Source organism: Microvirga lenta (assembly GCF_020532555.1).
In the GTDB taxonomy this organism is placed as follows: Bacteria; Pseudomonadota; Alphaproteobacteria; order Rhizobiales; family Beijerinckiaceae; genus Microvirga; species Microvirga lenta.
Map to the genome: position 1 here is coordinate 1 of NZ_JAJBBR010000001.1, position 17025 is coordinate 17025.

17 protein-coding genes are annotated in these 17025 nt (G+C 55.9%); all 17 read right to left on the bottom strand.

From position 1 onward, the window contains the following. Positions 1-983: flagellin N-terminal helical domain-containing protein (locus LGR44_RS00005; RefSeq protein WP_226735891.1), on the bottom strand; the 983-nt coding region annotated here is incomplete at its 3' end. Positions 984-1343: 360 nt separating this feature from the next. Further along, positions 1344-2390 carry a flagellin N-terminal helical domain-containing protein gene (locus LGR44_RS00010; RefSeq protein WP_226735893.1) on the bottom strand — a complete coding sequence of 349 codons (1047 nt, stop codon included), beginning with the start codon at positions 2388-2390 and terminating at the stop codon, positions 1344-1346. Positions 2391-2634: 244 nt separating this feature from the next. Further along, complete coding sequence (locus LGR44_RS00015; RefSeq protein WP_226735895.1) at positions 2635-4995, bottom strand: tetratricopeptide repeat protein; 2361 nt, start codon at positions 4993-4995, stop codon at positions 2635-2637. A gap of 193 nt (positions 4996-5188) precedes the next feature. Beyond that, a complete protein-coding gene (locus LGR44_RS00020) occupies positions 5189-5962 on the bottom strand; it encodes a cephalosporin hydroxylase family protein (protein WP_226735897.1) in 774 nt (257 codons plus the stop codon). A 62-nt stretch (positions 5963-6024) separates the two neighbouring features. Then, positions 6025-6987, bottom strand: a complete 963-nt coding sequence (locus tag LGR44_RS00025; protein ID WP_319004784.1) for an NAD-dependent epimerase/dehydratase family protein — start codon at positions 6985-6987, stop codon at positions 6025-6027. Next, positions 6885-7373: an acyltransferase gene (locus tag LGR44_RS00030; protein ID WP_226735901.1), complete on the bottom strand. Its 489-nt coding sequence runs from the start codon at positions 7371-7373 to the stop codon at positions 6885-6887. The genes LGR44_RS00025 and LGR44_RS00030 overlap by 103 nt, the downstream gene beginning before the upstream one ends. A 36-nt stretch (positions 7374-7409) precedes the next feature. Next, a complete protein-coding gene (gene rfbC, locus LGR44_RS00035; RefSeq protein WP_226735903.1) occupies positions 7410-7946 on the bottom strand; it encodes a dTDP-4-dehydrorhamnose 3,5-epimerase in 537 nt (178 codons plus the stop codon). A 4-nt stretch (positions 7947-7950) separates the two neighbouring features. Continuing rightward, the gene (locus LGR44_RS00040; protein ID WP_226735906.1) at positions 7951-9186 is read right to left on the bottom strand and encodes a class I SAM-dependent methyltransferase; all 1236 of its coding nucleotides are present in this window, start codon (positions 9184-9186) and stop codon (positions 7951-7953) included. Then, entirely contained in the window at positions 9183-10295 is a 1113-nt protein-coding gene (gene rfbG / locus LGR44_RS00045) for a CDP-glucose 4,6-dehydratase (RefSeq protein WP_319004785.1), read from the bottom strand. Before rfbG ends, LGR44_RS00040 begins: the two co-directional genes overlap by 4 nt. Beyond that, a complete protein-coding gene (gene rfbF, locus LGR44_RS00050) occupies positions 10253-11053 on the bottom strand; it encodes a glucose-1-phosphate cytidylyltransferase (RefSeq protein ID WP_226735908.1) in 801 nt (266 codons plus the stop codon). Before rfbF ends, rfbG begins: the two co-directional genes overlap by 43 nt. Positions 11054-11195: 142 nt before the next feature. Next, the gene (locus LGR44_RS00055) at positions 11196-12440 is read right to left on the bottom strand and encodes a glycosyltransferase family 2 protein (protein ID WP_319004786.1); all 1245 of its coding nucleotides are present in this window, start codon (positions 12438-12440) and stop codon (positions 11196-11198) included. Between the two features lie 280 nt (positions 12441-12720). Further along, entirely contained in the window at positions 12721-13458 is a 738-nt protein-coding gene (fliP, locus tag LGR44_RS00060; protein ID WP_226735912.1) for a flagellar type III secretion system pore protein FliP, read from the bottom strand. Between the two features lie 146 nt (positions 13459-13604). Beyond that, the gene (locus LGR44_RS00065) at positions 13605-14105 is read right to left on the bottom strand and encodes a flagellar basal body-associated FliL family protein (RefSeq protein ID WP_226735914.1); all 501 of its coding nucleotides are present in this window, start codon (positions 14103-14105) and stop codon (positions 13605-13607) included. Positions 14106-14128: 23 nt separating this feature from the next. Then, complete coding sequence (flgH, locus tag LGR44_RS00070) at positions 14129-14827, bottom strand: flagellar basal body L-ring protein FlgH (protein ID WP_226735916.1); 699 nt, start codon at positions 14825-14827, stop codon at positions 14129-14131. Next, positions 14824-15384, bottom strand: a complete 561-nt coding sequence (locus LGR44_RS00075; RefSeq protein WP_226735918.1) for a MotE family protein — start codon at positions 15382-15384, stop codon at positions 14824-14826. Before LGR44_RS00075 ends, flgH begins: the two co-directional genes overlap by 4 nt. Before the next feature lie 70 nt (positions 15385-15454). Beyond that, the gene (gene flgI / locus LGR44_RS00080) at positions 15455-16552 is read right to left on the bottom strand and encodes a flagellar basal body P-ring protein FlgI (RefSeq protein WP_226735920.1); all 1098 of its coding nucleotides are present in this window, start codon (positions 16550-16552) and stop codon (positions 15455-15457) included. 2 nt (positions 16553-16554) lie between these two features. Further along, positions 16555-16977: a flagellar basal body P-ring formation chaperone FlgA gene (flgA, locus tag LGR44_RS00085; protein WP_377034050.1), complete on the bottom strand. Its 423-nt coding sequence runs from the start codon at positions 16975-16977 to the stop codon at positions 16555-16557. Between the last annotated feature and the right edge of the window lie 48 nt (positions 16978-17025).

Here is a 17025-nt window from a genome sequence, read left to right on the forward strand (position 1 = left end):
AGCTGCTGCTGGGTCTGCAGCGCCTTCAGACGCGTCGACTCCTCTTCCAGATCCGCATCGATCAGTGCACCGATCGAGCTTTTGTTGATGTCGATCAGCTTCTGCACGAACTCCTGGTTCGAACCGATCTCGCTCGAAGCGGTGCCGAGTTTCGTCGCACCGTTCTGAAGCTGCTGCATCGTCGCATCAACCAGCTTGATGTACGTCTGGATCTTGTTCAGATCCTCAGTGGTATCACCGAGATCGTCGATCTTGATGGTGGATACCGACATGGTGATGGCAGAACCGCCGATGCCGGTGCCGCTGACGTCGTACACCGTGTCCATGAAGCCGCCGATCTCGCCTGCCGTACCAACAGCCACCGTGACAGCGGCATTGGCGTCGGTTGCAGCAGTGGCGATCGCAGTACGTGCTGCCGTGCCGGCCGCGCCGTCGTTGGTACCAGTCGTGCTCTTATCGTAGAGGATGAAAGCGCTGGTATCGAGCTTCGTGGTCTCTACCTTCACGCTGGAGCCGTTACGCGAGAACGAGGACACGATGCCCTTCTCGGCATTGAAGCTCGTCGGCGTTGTATCCGTCGACAGCCAGTTGTCGCCGTTCATCACGGTGTTGTCAGAGACCGACTTGATCTGCGCCAGGTAGGAGTCGATTTCCGTCTGCAGCTTGGTCCGATCGGCGTTGGCCGAGGTCGCGGTGGTCAGCTTGCTCTTAATGTTGTCGAGGTGCTGGAGGACCTTGGTGACGCCGCCATAAGCCGCATCGACCGAGTTCTTGTCGAGCGACATGGCATCCTTGACCGCGCCAAGAGCGCCGTTGTCGGACTTGAGGGTCGAGGAGATCGACCAGTAGGCGGCACCGTCGCCGGCGGAGTTGATCTTCAGGCCGGTCGAGACGCGGTTGTTGGTCTCATCGATGCCCTTGTTGATCGACCGCAGGGTCTGCAGGGCGAACATCGCGGAGTTGTTGGTGTTAATGCTGGTCATGGGAGTGTCCCTTCAAGGAATCAGTTCAAATGATGGAGGGACATACCGGCTTTGCACCGGTACGGCAGAGCGGCTTCATGCCTTCAAGTGGAGCTCAACAGAGCGAATCACTCAATCTGCCATAGTGTTGCCCGGGCGATAGTTAGAGTCTGCGTATCACAGGCACTACCGTCGGCTCGGAATGTCTTATCGGCTAACTGTTAACCATAATTTTCTGAATAGAAAGTTAATTTTGTGGAAATATTCGTCAATCGTGTCGAGTGCTTCATGCCTGGAGGGTACTGGAGCAAACAAAAAGCCACGCTCCGATGGAGCGTGGCCATTCGTCAGCTCTGAGTTTCTCGGGCTTCCGCTTTCCGCTTAGCGGAAGAGCGACAGCACGTTCTGCGAAGCGCTGTTGGCGATGCTCAGCGATTGCATACCAAGCTGCTGCTGGGTCTGCAGCGCCTTCAGACGCGTCGACTCCTCTTCCAGATCCGCATCGATCAGTGCACCGATCGAGCTTTTGTTGATGTCGATCAGCTTCTGCACGAACTCCTGGTTCGAACCGATCTCGCTCGAAGCGGTGCCGAGTTTCGTCGCACCGTTCTGAAGCTGCTGCATCGTCGCATCAACCAGCTTGATGTACGTCTGGATCTTGTTCAGATCCTCAGTGGTATCACCGAGATCGTCGATCTTGATGGTGGATACCGACATGGTGATGGCAGAACCGCCGATGCCGGTGCCGCTGACGTCGTACACCGTGTCCATGAAGCCGCCGATCTCGCCTGCCGTACCAACAGCCACCGTGACAGCGGCATTGGCGTCGGTTGCAGCAGTGGCGATCGCAGTACGTGCTGCCGTGCCGGCCGCGCCGTCGTTGGTACCAGTCGTGCTCTTATCGTAGAGGATGAAAGCGCTGGTATCGAGCTTCGTGGTCTCTACCTTCACGCTGGAGCCGTTACGCGAGAACGAGGACACGATGCCCTTCTCGGCATTGAAGCTCGTCGGCGTTGTATCCGTCGACAGCCAGTTGTCGCCGTTCATCACGGTGTTGTCAGAGACCGACTTGATCTGCGCCAGGTAGGAGTCGATTTCCGTCTGCAGCTTGGTCCGATCGGCGTTGGCCGAGGTCGCGGTGGTCAGCTTGCTCTTAATGTTGTCGAGGTGCTGGAGGACCTTGGTGACGCCGCCATAAGCCGCATCGACCGAGTTCTTGTCGAGCGACATGGCATCCTTGACCGCGCCAAGAGCGCCGTTGTCGGACTTGAGGGTCGAGGAGATCGACCAGTAGGCGGCACCGTCGCCGGCGCCATTGACCTTCAGGCCGGTCGAGACGCGGTTGTTGGTAGCATCGAGTTCCTTGTTGATCGACCGCAGGGTCTGCAGGGCGAACATCGCGGAGTTGTTGGTGTTAATGCTGGTCATGGGAGTGTCCCTTCTAACGCATACAGATGATGGAGGGACATACCGGGTTTGCACCGGTACGGCAGAGCGGCTTCATGCCTTCAAGTGGAGCTCAACAGAGCGAATCACTCAATCTGCCATGAGTGTCTTAGCGACAACATTACTGTGCGCAATGCCGCTGCGACCGTCAAGTATCAAGAACTTGGCGGCTCTATTAAGGCTCAGAATAGTTAATACATTTTGAACGCCGAGTTGCGCTCCCGGGTCATTCCTCGGCTGGTTCGAGATCGGCAACGGCAAAGGCTTCAGGTGGACGGCCGGACTGCCAAATCTCCACCATGCGAGTATAGGCCCGCTCGAGATCACGGCTATATGTCTCGATGTCGAACACTGGAGCCGACAACCTGTTATGGATGAGTTTTCGCCTGATGTCAGATAGCATTGAAGGTTGCGTAGCCAGCTTCAAAGCAAGACCTTCGTATTCTTCGAGAGTGAACGTTACAAGTTCCGGCATCCCGATGGATCTCAGGAGGCTAGCAGCCACTCTTCCAGCAAAGGAATCGCCCAAGCACGTGACGATGGGGAGCCCAGCCCACAAGGCATCACTCGCGGTCGTATGAGCGTTGTATGGCAGCGTGTCGAGAAACAGGTCGGCATGGCAATGCCGTGCTAAATGTTTCGGCACCGGCATCTTTAGGGCAAACACCAGTCGTGCCGGATCGACACCACGGGCTGCTGCCTCACTGCGCAGATTATGCTTTACCACATCGTTCGCTTCAATAAGCCAGAGAACGCTGCCTGGTACCGCTTTCAGCAAACGCATCCAAATGTCGAACAAAGCTGGGATCAGTTTATAAGTATTGTTAAAGCAACAGAATACGAACGCACCTTCTGGCAACCCGCATTCAACTCGGGTCGGCACCTCTAGCGATATATCACGTTTGGTGTCATTGGGCTGATAGCAATGTGGAAGCTGAACAATCCTTTCCTTGTAGTAAGATTGTTGATCCATTGGAGTAACAGTCGGGTCACCAATAATATAATCGATGAAGTCCGCTCCCATCGTACCAGGGTACCCGAGATAATTGACCTGGATCGGAGCAGAACGATATGCGAATATCTGAGTTCGCGCATCCTGCGTATGCCCCTTTAAATCTATCAGAATATCAATTCTATCATTGTTGATCCTCTGCGCTGCTTCCGGGTGCCCCATCAAGCTAATATCTACGAACTCATCAAATGCCTGCACCAGGCGCTGGCGCATAGCACTATGATCGTCCTTACTATGTGAATAAGCTATGATATCGAAACGTGAGCGGTCGTGCCTCTCGAACAACTCCGCAGCAAGGAAGGCCGTCGCATGGTTGTAGAAGTCCGCTGACAGATATCCGACTCGGATCTTACGCTTCTGACCTTTGGAAATGAACGGAGCAGGATGGGAAAATCTACGACTCTCGGGAACTCGATACTTTCCAGTCCATAGCAGAGCGCCATTCATCCTGTCGGCCGCGGTGGCATTTGGCGCCGCAAGCAAGATGAACGGGGGCATATCATGGGCTGATTGTTGATGGCAAAGGTGCAGAACAGCAGCCTCATCATCTGCAATACCCTTCCAATCACAAGCTGCCAAGCGCAACTGATAGAGCTCGCCTAGCGCTGCAGCACTAGCAGGGTTCAAAGCAAGAACCTTTCGGAATGCACCGATAGCCTCTCGGATGCGATTCTTTTTTCTCAGAACTATCCCTAAGTTCGATAGAGCCGTTATATTCTGCGGATCGACTTGAACAGAGAACTGGTACGCTGCCGCAGCCTCATCGAGCCTGCCGAGTTCATCGAGAAGATTGCCGAGATTATTCAGTACGGCAGTATCGTCAGACCGGAACGCCAAAGCCTTTCTGTATGCTTCCACAGCTTCCAGGAGCCGACCTTGACTTGTAAGCGTCAGCGCTAGCTCCGCATGATATACAGACTGATGGGGATCTTCCTCGATCGCACGCCGGAGATAGTCCGCCGCCTGTTCAAGCTGCTCCTTTTTCCGCAAAATTCCGACGATACGTCGATGCGCATCAACGGAGTTTGGCTGAATTCTTGTGACCTCTTGAAACTCAGCAAGAGCAGCATCCAATTCATCCAACTCGGATAAGAGGAGGCCGAGGTTTAGATGTGCCGCTGCATGGTTGGGATCTAAAGCAATGGCGCTGCGGTATGCCGCTAGCGCATCTGCAAACAGACCTTGATCACGCAGAACCTGCCCCAACGAGGTGTACGTCTCAGGGAAGTCAGGTCTGACTGCAATGGCCCTCCTGCAGACTTCGGCTGCCTCGGCAAGGCGACCCATCACCCTGAGCACGCCACTCAAATTGGTATGGGCCTGAACATCCTTTGGTCTCAACGCAATGACACGGCCAATTAGTTCGGCCGCAATATGATGTCTTTTGAAGTGGTCGGCAACCATACCGAGGCGGTGAAGCCCCTGAGCGTCGTTTGTAGCGCCCGCAAGGATAGCCCGAGATGTAGCCTCTGCTTGAACCATCTTGCCAGTATGAAAGAGGTGCACCGCCATATCGATCTCAGACAGACGATGCACGCGAGCACCGCTTGATTTCGCTGCCTGCTTCACCGCCATACGCCGCTGCTGCCGATTCATTCTGCCACCATAGTGCTCTTATGAGATGTCATAATGCACGCGAAGCATGCGCGGAGCTTACTTCTGACTCTGCAGTGCATTGTCGACACTGAGGTGAAGTTGGGTTGAGCGAGGAGCATGCGTCAAGCTTCAAAAGTCACGCTCACCACGCTCGAACTGTATTGCGCGGGAGTCAATGTGCGGTTTGAAGGCGCCTTAGAAACCCCTGAGGCCAGTATGTGACACGCTCTTGGATCCTACCCTCGTTGAATGGAAATATCGGCTCCTCAAGTACGAAGTCCGGATTTGTATCAGCGAATTCGCGTGCAGCCTCAAGCGGGTTGTTCCATGACCAATCTGGTTGGGTTCGGGGCGCTCCAACGACTTTCGACATGATGCCGTCGGTAGCGACGATGTAGGAATCAGGGGTAACGAGGCGACCGTATGATTGTAACTCTGCGAGAACGTGTGCCTTCGAGTGGTTGCTGTCGAGAATAACGAGAACGCTCTCACCTGGCTGGATCAGCGCTTTGACCTGATCCATTGTCCCCTCTTCCGTTGAACTGCCTTCGATAAGCGTTATCAAGGGACTCATTTCATGAGTTTCAATTGCAGCTCGATTATGAGGTCGTATCTCGATATCGACCCCGATCACTCGCCCTTTGCCCATCGCCTTGCACAGGCTCGCATAGAAAACGAGGGATCCGCCATGCGCAACACCAGTTTCCACAATGACATTCGGTTTGACGCGGTAGAGTACCTCCTGGATTCGGATCATGTCCTCAGGGAGCTGTATGACCGGACGCCCCATCCAGCTGAAGCTGTAAACATACTTCGTGTCCCATCCGCATCTTAACCACGCATCAGAAACAATCTTGAATGCTTCCGGCGTATCCATCTGATAGGCGGCTTCACCCGTTGGCGTCTCGACGACAACAAGGCCGTTCTTTTCGTCAATCTTGATCATTTAGAGCATCTTCTGACTTGCGGCACGGAAAGCCATTAACACGAAATCTACAGGAATATTCGCTATCTTGTTGGCGCAGGCCGCTTTGACGCGGTAAGAGCTGCCTCAATATTCCCGCCAAGTTGGGATCGGAACTCCTCGGCAAGCAATTCAAGATGAGCGAGCAGTGGACGAAATTCACAGCTGACGAGCCTCGACAGCCGTGTTGTATCAATTGTGGGAAAGCGTTGGATTGGAGCACCCTCTTGTACAACAACATCGCATCCGGTCACACTGCTCAGAACTTGAGTGATCGCGCCATGGCGTGTGTTCTCTCCGCTCGCCACATTGTAAATCTGCTCACTGCCTTTAAGTGCAATCTGTTCGAGAGCGTAAGCAACATCCTCAATCCAAATATAATCCTTCTCAGAATCCGGAGCTGTTCTGAGAAGAATTCTCCCTGTACGAAAGGCGTCTTGGATGATCGATGACAGAAAATTCTCGGAAGAGAAATCCGATCCGTAAACATTTGAGAGGCGAGCGACGCGCACATGGTCGCGGCCCAGCGCCAGACATGCCGCTTCGCCCGTAAGCTTGGACAGGTTATACAGATCGCTTGGATCGGCTGATACAACCGGTGTCACCGCTGTCTCATGAGCGCCGGATGCCCGACAATAAACTCTCGTAGATGAGAGATATAAAAAAGAGTCAAAGATCCCATGATGAAGGATATCTGATACTACGGAAACATGGGCTTGGACCGTGTCTAGTGGCCTTCTGCGAAAGTCTGCTGTGATACCGATGCAATAGAAAACGTGCCCGAGTGGCTGATTACACCACGACCGACTTCCCCGCTCAGGTGCGAAGACCTCATAACCCTTAGCGCGTAAGTATTGGACAAGGCGAGCGCCAATAAAGCCAGTCGCTCCAAAGACAGTCGCTTTCATGCTCGCCGCCCGACCTGCTTCGCTGGAGTTCCAACGTTGATAGAATAGGGAACAAGCTCCGATCGCACGACTGATCCGGCTCCCACAACAGATCCGCATCTAAGGATCGCACCATCAAGAAGAACAACACCAGCCCCTATCCATACATCGTCCTCCACGATGATCCCTCCACGGCTCGGCATGAAGCCTTGCTCTCTAATTGGACGTTCCGGATCTCTAAACTCGTGATTAGTAGGAGCGAACGTACAATTAGCAGCCACTAACACGTTGGCACCAATCTTAATGCCATGCCCTGTGTAAAGCACACAGCCCGAGTTTATAACGGAGTTATGCCCGATGACCACATCACCCATTCCTCCTGCAGGCTTTATCTTTACAAACGAATCGATGACCGCCCCCTCTTCTATTATAATGCGCGAACCTCGCACCGAATCTTCGATATCCGCGAGGGCTGACACTCGAGCTGTCTCAGCAATAATGATCATCGATTTGTCTTGTGTTTTGCAAGGTAGACTTCGATCCTATCCGTCCACATTGAAAGTCGGATAGGAGGCGTCCCGCTCGGAGATGACAACTGGCTCTACAGGCCATGAGATGCTGAAGGCCGGGTCGTTCCATAAGATGCCGCCACCGGCACCAGGGACGAACGCCGCTCCCATGAAGTACAACACATCAGTGCGGTCCTCGAGAGTGATGAATCCATGACCGCAGCCTGGTGGAATATACAAGAGGCATTCTCGCTCAGGTGCTAACTCAATACCAAGCGAGCGACCATACGTTGGCGAGTTTGCTCGCAGGTCGACCGCAACGTCCCACAGGCGCCCTCTTACACATTGCACAAGTTTGGGCTCCTCGTACGGAGGATGTTGGAAGTGAATGCCGCGCAGTGTACGCGCGACCGGATTGTGCGAAATACTGGTCTGAACGACCCGCATAGAGATACCTGCTTTAGCGAATTCCTCCTCACAAAAGCTACGGGCGAAAAAACCTCTTTCGTCTCGGTGTGGATCAAGTTCGACAACCACCACACCCGGGATCTCTGTTACTGTGAAGCGCACAGGCTCAATCCTGTATAGTCAGGCTTGGGACCGCAGTGACGAAGCGTGCACCACGTTTGCGCAGATGCGAAAGTTGATCGACCACCTCGTCACGAATATTCCAGGGCAGGATAATGATATCAGCCGGCTGGGCAGCATCCAGCGCGGTCGGGGCGCAAACGGGAATCCGGCTTCCGGGCAGGAGCTTGCCCTGCTTCACCGGATTGCGATCAACCACAAAATCGACTTGGTCGGCCGTCACGCCGCAATAATTGAGGAAGGTGTTTCCCTTAGCGGCAGCTCCATAGCCGAGAACGGTTCGGCCACTTCGTCGGGCTGCTTTGAGATAAGAGACAAAGTCCGTGCGCACCTGTCGCACCTTGACTTCGTATTCGGCATATCCCTCTGGACGGTCAAGAGCCGCTGCACGCTCCTTAGTAAGAACACGCTCCACAGCCGGGGTCCGCACATGCTGAGCCTCATCGTGGCAGACGAAGACACGGAGGGAGCCACCATGTGTCGGAATCTCCTCCACGTCGAAGACGCGCAAGCGGTGACGTGAAAAAAGCATCGTGACCGTGAACAAAGATAGATAAGAAAAATGCTCGTGATAGATGGTGTCGAATTGCGCTCTCTCTAGAAGGTTGAGGAGATGCGGGAACTCGACAGTGTGCACCGCATTCTGCTTCATTAGTGTTGCGACACCAGCCACGAAGTCATTGATGTCGGGCACGTGGGCTAGCACGTTTTTGCAGATCACCAGATCGGCTGAATGGCCGTTGGCCACAAGGCGCTCCGCTGTCGCCTGACCGAAGAATGCAACCTCCGTCGGAATGCCCTTGGCCTGCGCCACTCTGGCAACATTCTCCGCCGGCTCTACGCCAAGACAAGGGATCCCGGCGCCTACCACGTGTTGTAGTAGATAGCCATCGTTGCTCGCGATCTCCACGACTTTACTAGATAGGTTCAGGCCGAAGCGCCTGATCATCGCCCCGACATAAGATTTTACGTGAGCGACCCAGGACTCCGAATAGGATGAGAAATAGGCATAGTCACTGAAGATCTCCTCCGGCGGCACTACCTTCTCAACCTGCACCAAAAGGCAGGCATCACATACCCGCGCATGGAGCGGGTATTTTGGCTCAGTCGTAGGTGAATGCGGATCAAGATAGGAGTTGGCAAGTGGCTGAAGGCCAAGATCGACCAAAGAGCGGGTCAATGGCGCACCGCAGCCAAGGCAAGACGGGACAGCGTGTATCATGCCAGTGCCTCGTAGCGAGCGATCTGCTCCGACATCATGGAGACTGCAGTTCGGCCAGCGTCGACGGCTCGATACCATTCGACCGTCCAGAGTAGAGCTGCTCTCGCATTGAGCTTTGGCTGCCAGCCAAGTGTGCGTTCTGCGAGTGTAGCGTTCAAGGTTAGCTGGGGCGCTTCATAGGGATGCACACCTTCGGCAAGTCGCCAGCCCTGGTTCGAGCCCAATCCTTCAAGGACGAGGTCGGCGGCCTCCGCCACAGTCAATATATCTCCGGCAACCGGACCAAAGTTGAGAGCTTGCGGCAGGCTGGCCCCGTTGCGATCGGCCAAGGCTTCGATATAGGCGAGGTATCCGTAGAGGGGTTCGAGGACGAATTGCCAGGGGCGGGTTGCTGTTGGATTGCGCAGAACCGCCGTTTGGTTCGATTTGGCGGCTTGCCAGAGATCCGGGATCAGCCGGTCTTGTGACCAGTCGCCACCGCCCACCACATTGCCGGCCCTTGCAGTCGCAACTGGAACACCGGCCGGGGCGAAGAAGCTGCTGGCCCAGGATACCGTGAGCAACTCTGCCGCAGCCTTCGAGGAGGAATAAGGATCGCGCCCCCCCAGTGGATCGCTCTCACGAAACGGCCGTCCATCTCCATTGTTCTGATAGACCTTGTCCGTTGTAATAATGAGCACGGCGTCCAACCCGGCCATAACGGCCTCGTGACTGCGCAGACCCTCGAGCAAGTTGACTGTGCCGGTGACATTTGTGTGAAATGTCTCGCAAGGCGCACTATATGAGCGGCGGACGAGAGGCTGCGCCGCCATGTGGATCACAACCGACGGCTGGGCGTCTGCTATAGCGCTGGCAAGAGCCCTTCCGTCCCGGACGTCGCCTATTCGCGATTGCAGACTGCGGAGCGGAGGCAGCATTGAGAACAGACTGGGCGCTGTATCCGGCTCCATGGCAAACCCGAACACCTCCGCCCCGAGACGGTCGAGGCAGCAAGCGAGCCATGAGCCCTTAAAGCCTGTATGCCCAGTCAGCAGGACGCTTCGGCCCTGCCAAAACGAAGTGGAGATCATGCCGCGAGTAAACCCCTCTGGCGCACAGCCTTCGCCCATGGGGCGGCATCCTCTGCCCACATTCGCTCAAGCTGCTGCCGATCGCGAAGAGTGTCCATGGGCTGCCAGAAGCCGTCGTGGACAAAGGCAGCCAGCTGTCCGTCGGCAGCAAGCCCCGTCAGTGGCTCGGCCTCCCAGGGGGTCTGGTCGTCGGCCACGCGATCTATGACACGGGGGTGGAGCACAAAGAAGCCACCATTAATATAACCACCGTCTCCGAGCGGCTTCTCGATGAACCGGACGACGCGCCCGTCCTCGATCTGAGTTGCACCGAAGCGGCCAGGTGGACGTACGGTCGTAACGGTAGCATCAAGGCCACGGCTTTGATGAAAGTGGAGAAGGGACTGCAGGTCAACATCGGACAGACCATCGCCATAGGTCATCATAAAGGGCTCGTTGTCGGGAAGCATATGGCGTATGCGCTTAAGCCTTCCTCCGGTCATCGTCTCGGCACCCGTGTCGATGAGACTGACGCGCCACGGCGGGACATGCTCGTTTCGCGAGAAGGCGACAGAATTCCTGGCGAGGTCGACAGTGACGTCGGACCGGTGAAGCACGAAATTGGCAAAATACTCCTTGATGATGTAGCCCTTGTACCCAAGGCAGATCACAAAATCATCGAATCCATAGGCACTGTAGTGGCTCATGATGTGGCATAGAATTGGGATGCCGCCGATTTCAACCATAGGCTTAGGACGTGTTTGCGTCTCCTCCATCAGGCGTGTACCAAGTCCGCCAGCGAGAATCACAACTTTCATTCTATCCTCCACTACGCCCGCTCACTTCGCATCAGCTACCCTTGATGCATGTGCCCTGCCACTGCGATCAAGCGACAAGCCAAGTCCGAGTAATTTAGTTTCCGGACGGCCGGAAAGCACATACCGTAAGGTGCCGCGATGCTTAGGACGCGAAAGTGCTCATGAGATCCCGTTCCACATGAACGAGACCTGGCCAGAACCCCATCTGCACAAGCAAGCACCGACTTTCATGACTACTGGTCATGATAAAAATACGGGATTTATCTTCTCGCGCGAGATTATCATCCGAAAGAATTTCGATCGTTAGGTTGTTTTGCATATCATGGAGAAGTTTTTGGACGACGAGCGCGTCCGCCATTGCGTACAACCCGATGCGCTCCAATTGCGTGGTGGAGTTGTAGATCTGAAGAAATCGCTGAAGGGCACCGCGCCCTGCAAGGAAACTGTGAAGCTCTCGCACCTGGTCGGGAGGTAGAGCGTTTGCTACCGAGAGCCTTATCAGAACATCATACGCAGCAATGAAATCCTTGCTCCCAATAAGGAGCCGCAAAGCAACTTGCATACGCATATTTATGAACATTTGTATATTCTGCGCGACCTGCTGCCGGTTTTTATCCGGAACACCAGGCATCCCTTGGAGCCGGAATGCCTGATGGATCATTGCCTCAAGTCCACCACGATAGGCATCCCATCCTGCCCCAGTTACGGCTTGCTTGTTACCATGCTGCTCACGTTTCTCTCCGGGCGAATGCCGAGTGATAAAACGATAATACGGAGTCGGCAGGAAGGCGACCTGAGCATGACTCAAAACCGCCATAACGTGGACGAAAGCCCAGTAAGTACGGTGCGGCATATACATAACCCGCCGCATGATCTCAGCACGGTAGACACAAATTTCGGGAAATATGTGATTTCCAAGCACAAACTCGCACAATGCTAGACTGTCGGAGCGTCCAAAAATCCTGGGAGAACTCACATTGTAAAAACGTCCCTGGGACTTCTGCTCCACATCATCCCACAACTCCCAGGGGCAGTGGCAAACACCAACCTCTAGGTTCTTATCCATGAATCGAAGAATCTGACCAAGGCTCTCCAACTCCAGACGATCATCATCAGCGAGATAGACAATATACTCGCCTCTCGCCAAATGATAAGCAGCTACCAAGTTGGCTTCGGCGCCAACGTTCTCCGTCTGGCGGACGTAGCGCAACTCAGGACGGGTGCTTTCGAAGGCATTGACAACATCGGGAGTATCATCAGTCGAGCAGTTGTCGCAAACGATCACCTCATACCGGAACATAAAGTTCAAATTGTCGAAGAGATGCTCCAGTGTTTTTCGAAGATATGAGGAACGGTTGTAAGTGAGAATGCAAACACTCAGCTTCACCGACGGCTCTTCAGAAGCTGAACGCACAGTTCGATTAGCTGTTTCCGAACGAATTCGCTCAGAGCGATCCTGAGATCTGCCTACAAGATTCTGAACGCCATTTTCGGGTGACTGCAGATCCATATCAGCACCATGTCATGCGGGTTTAACAAGACACTAGCCGCTGGAGCATGTGCGAAGCTGTCCTCCGGATCTCGTAAACGTAAGGTGATGCGCAATCTTTGCTGATAAGAACCATTGGTGGCTTAAGTGCGACTCGACAGCACGAGCGATCACGTCTTCAGAAGTACGACCTCACCAACCCGCTGATCAGGATGTTCCACCCGTCAATCAGGATGAAGAACAGGATCTTGAAAGGCAGTGCTATGACCGTCGGCGGCATCATCATCATGCCCATGGACATGACGAGCATGGCTACGATCATATCGATGACGAGGAACGGGAGAGCGATGAGAAACCCAATCTCGAATCCACGCCGCAGCTCGGAAATCATGAAGGCGGGGATGATGACCCGCAGGTCGATCTTGGAATCTCCCTCTGTCCTCGGGAAGCTTGCCGCGGCCATGTCGCTGAACGTTTGAAGATCCTTGGGGCGGACATGGGTCAGCATGAACTCGCGGAAGGGGTCGGCCACCCGCGTGAAGGCCTCCGCCTCTGTAATGCGGTTTTCGGTCAGAGGGCGGATGCCGTCCTGCCAAGCCCTGTCGAAAGTCGGAGCCATCACATAGAAGGTCATGAACAGCGACAGACTGATCAGGAAGAGATTGGCCGGTGTACTCTGCAGTCCCAACCCTGAGCGAAGGAAGGAGAGAGCCACGGCGAAACGGGTAAAGCTCGTGACCATGATCAGAAGTCCCGGAGCCAGGGAGAGGACCGTCAGCAGCGCTACGAGCTGAATAATCCTACCTGTGACAGCTCCGTCTCCGGCGGGGAGGAGAGCCTCAAGGCTGGGCACCTGTGCACTCGCCGCCGTCGCAAGGGCCGAAAACACAGCGACCAATATGACTCTAAGCATCATCGTGAGACCAGCCCCGGCTGGAAGAAAAGAAGGTTGACGTGAGAGTGTGCCGGCGAGTTGCCAGCCTCACCACCAAGCGTTTACGTGCTCGATGTGTACGCATGATATGTGCTCAATCGTCGCGAAGGGCTTGGCTCGAGCAGCAATCATTGGACAATCAGGGTTTCGACAATCAGCTCGCGCACCAAGCCCTTCGACCGCATGGAGACACGCTCGTTCAGGTCCTCGCGCAGATGCTGGAGTCCGCTTGCACCCTGGATCTGCGCAAGGGTAAGCGTGCGCAGATAGGCCAGGATGTCCTGCCGGATCTCGGCGGTCATCACGTCAGGGTTCTCGACGGAGCCATTGGTGAAGACGATGGACGACTCCAGGCGAACCCAAACGTCGCTCGCGCCCGCGAGGTTCGTCACGACTGGCGCCACGGCCCTCAGGACTAGATCGCCGGAATAGACGAGCGTTTGAGGCGCTTTTTCCTCCTCTCCCTTCTTCTTCTCGTCTACGGCCTTCTCGACGGTAGAGACGAGGAACAGGCCGAAGGCCCCTCCGGTTCCGACAGCGAGCAACGTCAGAACGACCAGCATACCCAGCCAGCCCTTGCCTCCGCCGGAGCCAGAGTCCGTAGATGCGGGTTTTGGACGCTTCGCCATGGTTCCTCTACCGCTTTTTCGTCTTAGAATGGCGTGACGGCATCATAGATCTGGTGCCCCCAAGCCGGCTGCTGGATATCGGTCAAACGCCCTCGCCCACCATACGACACGCGTGCCTCGGCAATCTTGTCGTAGCTGATCGTGTTGTTGCGGGAGATGTCTCGCGGCCTCACGATACCTGCGATATTGAGAACGCGAACCTCGAAGTTCACCCTCACCTCCTGGGATCCACTGATGAGCAGATTGCCGTTCGGCAGGACCTCGGTTACCACCGCAGCCACCGACAGCCTAAGTTTCTCGGAACGATCGATGGACCCCTGTCCTTCCGACGACGTTCTCGACCGGAGGTTTCCTTCTGCGGCCGCTTCGCCGGCCGCGCCATTGAAGTCGCCGACGAAATCCAATCCCAGCCCAGCGCTCGACCTGCGCGAGCGATCGGATGCGTTGTCGAACTGCGCCTTGTCGTTGATGGAGATGTTCACCGTCATCACATCACCGACCTTCTTCGCTCGCGGATCCTGGAAAAGATCGGCGCTGCTCTGGTTCCAAAGGGAGTGATAGGTGCCATGTCCGGTCGACGCGAACACGGTCGGCATAGGCTCGCGCGCGACGTTGAGACCATACCCGACAGGGGTCATGATCGGCTCGCGCCCCAGTTCATTCGGGTTGGTCGCACAGGCCGCGAGGGACAGCATGGCCACGGACGATAAGATGTGCCTCATCCTGATTTCTCGCTGTCTTGAGTGCGCTTCGGTTTATCGGTAATGACATTGGTGAGCTGCGCGGCACGAGCGGGTTCCATCTCGTTCAGAACTGCGCTCGCACTGCGCGGATTGAGTTTTGCCAGGATTGCGGCCGCTGTTTCATCATGCATGTTCGCCAGCTGCAGAGCGGCAGCGTCGGGACGCATCCTTGAATAGATGGCGACGACGGACTCATCGGCCTTGGCAAGAAAGTCGTTGCGGCGCTGCAGCCATTCTTCGTACTCGGCACGCTTCTGCTCCAGAACCTTGATCCGCTCTTCGATCTCCTTTTCGAGAGCCGTCAAAGTTTCCTTCTGCCAGGCAAATCTGGCATCGGCGGCTGCATCGGCAATATTCGTGCAGTATCGGTTGGACTTCTGATCCTTGGATGCTTCAGCAGCCTTGGTCTGCGCCGGCCCGCGACCGTCTGCCGGCTTGTCCTGGGCTGATACCGCAGCCCCGGAAGCAACGGCCAGGATCATGGCTCCGGCGGCGAGTAAAAGGCGGGAAGCCTGCTGGTTCTTCGTCGAATTCATGGTTCAGACGTCCGATTCCAGTGACCCTAGGAATGCTGTGGAGGTGTGGAGAGAGTGCGTGTCACGAGCGTCATTGGACGACCAGCTCCGCCTGGAGAGCTCCCGCCGTCTTGACCGCCTGCAGGATCGCAATGATGTCCGTCGGTTTCAGACCGATCTGGTTGAGCCCCTTAACCAGTGTCTGGAGGTCGGAGCCACCGATGACGGCAAGGTGGCCGTCCTGTTCGTTGGCCTCGATCTGGGTGCGGGGCACAACCACTGTCTGTCCGTCGGAGAAGGGCTCGGGCTGCGAGACCTGCGGCATCTCCGTCACGCGAACGGTCAGATTGCCGTGGGTCATGGCGACGGTGGAAATCTGAACATTCTTGCCGATCACCACGGTGCCGGTCCGCTGGTCGACAACCACGCGGGCGGGTGTGTCGGGCTGCACCCTCAGATCGCCGATCTCGGCCATGAAGCGGGTCGTGCCGATATCGCGCGGCTTCTGAAGGACCACAGTTCGATAATCCCGAGGCGATGCAACGCGCTTACCGTACCGCCGCAGGGCATAATCGTTGATTGCGTCCGTGATCAGGGTCGCGGTCTTATAGTCCGGGTTCTTCAGTTCGAGCATGAGGGACGGCATGTCCCGGAAGGAGCCTGCAACCTCGCGCTCGATCAGCGCGCCGTTGGGGATCCGCCCCGCCGTTGCAACGCCCTGGGTTAGCGTTTCGGCCTGCCCCACTGCGGAGAAGCCCGAGACGGCCACGGGACCCTGAGCAACCGCATAGACCTGCCCGTCGGCTCCCATCAGAGCCGTCAGCATCAACGTTCCTCCCTTCAGCGATGTGGCGTCGCCGAGGGATGTCACCGTCACATCGATGCGCGACCCGGTTCCGACATAGGGCGGAAGATCGGCAGTGACGGTCACCGCCGCAACGTTGCGCGTGCGCAGCGGGATATCGCGAACGTTGACGCCCATCCGGTCCAGCATGGACTGCAGGGACTGTTCGGTGAACTGTGAATTGCGCAGCGTGTCGCCGGTTCCCTGCAATCCCATGACGAGACCGTAACCAACGAGCTGGTTGTCACGCACGCCTTGAACCGCGGCAATGTCCTTGATGCGCGTGGAAGCGTAGGAGGAGCTCGCAACGAGCGCGGCAATCAAAAAAACAAACAACCGAAACATGATCAATTACCAATCCGCACGCGGCCATCCGCCTGCACGACACCGTGAACAATGCGGCCTGTATCGATATTGCGAACCCTGATCATCTCGCCGAGGCTGCCCGGCTGCAGCGGTGTGCCCATCGCTGTGATGGTCAGCCCTTGCTCCTGAAAGATGATTTCTGTCGGAGCGCCGCGTATGACGATTTTCGGCTCGTCGATGGCGTTGCTGGGAATAGCTTCCCCAGGGAGCAGAGTGCGCCGCGCCGTCTTGCCGACGAGGGCGAGGGTGGAATCCACGACAGCCAGTCTCGCCCGGAAATTCGGGGGAAAGGTCCTTTCCCTCAGCATACTGTCCTTGATGATGTCACCTGGATAGATGGTGACGGACGGGACGGGCAGCACCAGTTGCTCCGCCAGCCCTGACTGCGTGCCGACCACAAGCATCGCGAGAGCTGCCAGCAGTTTTCTCGTCGGTTGTTTTTTAAGCACGTT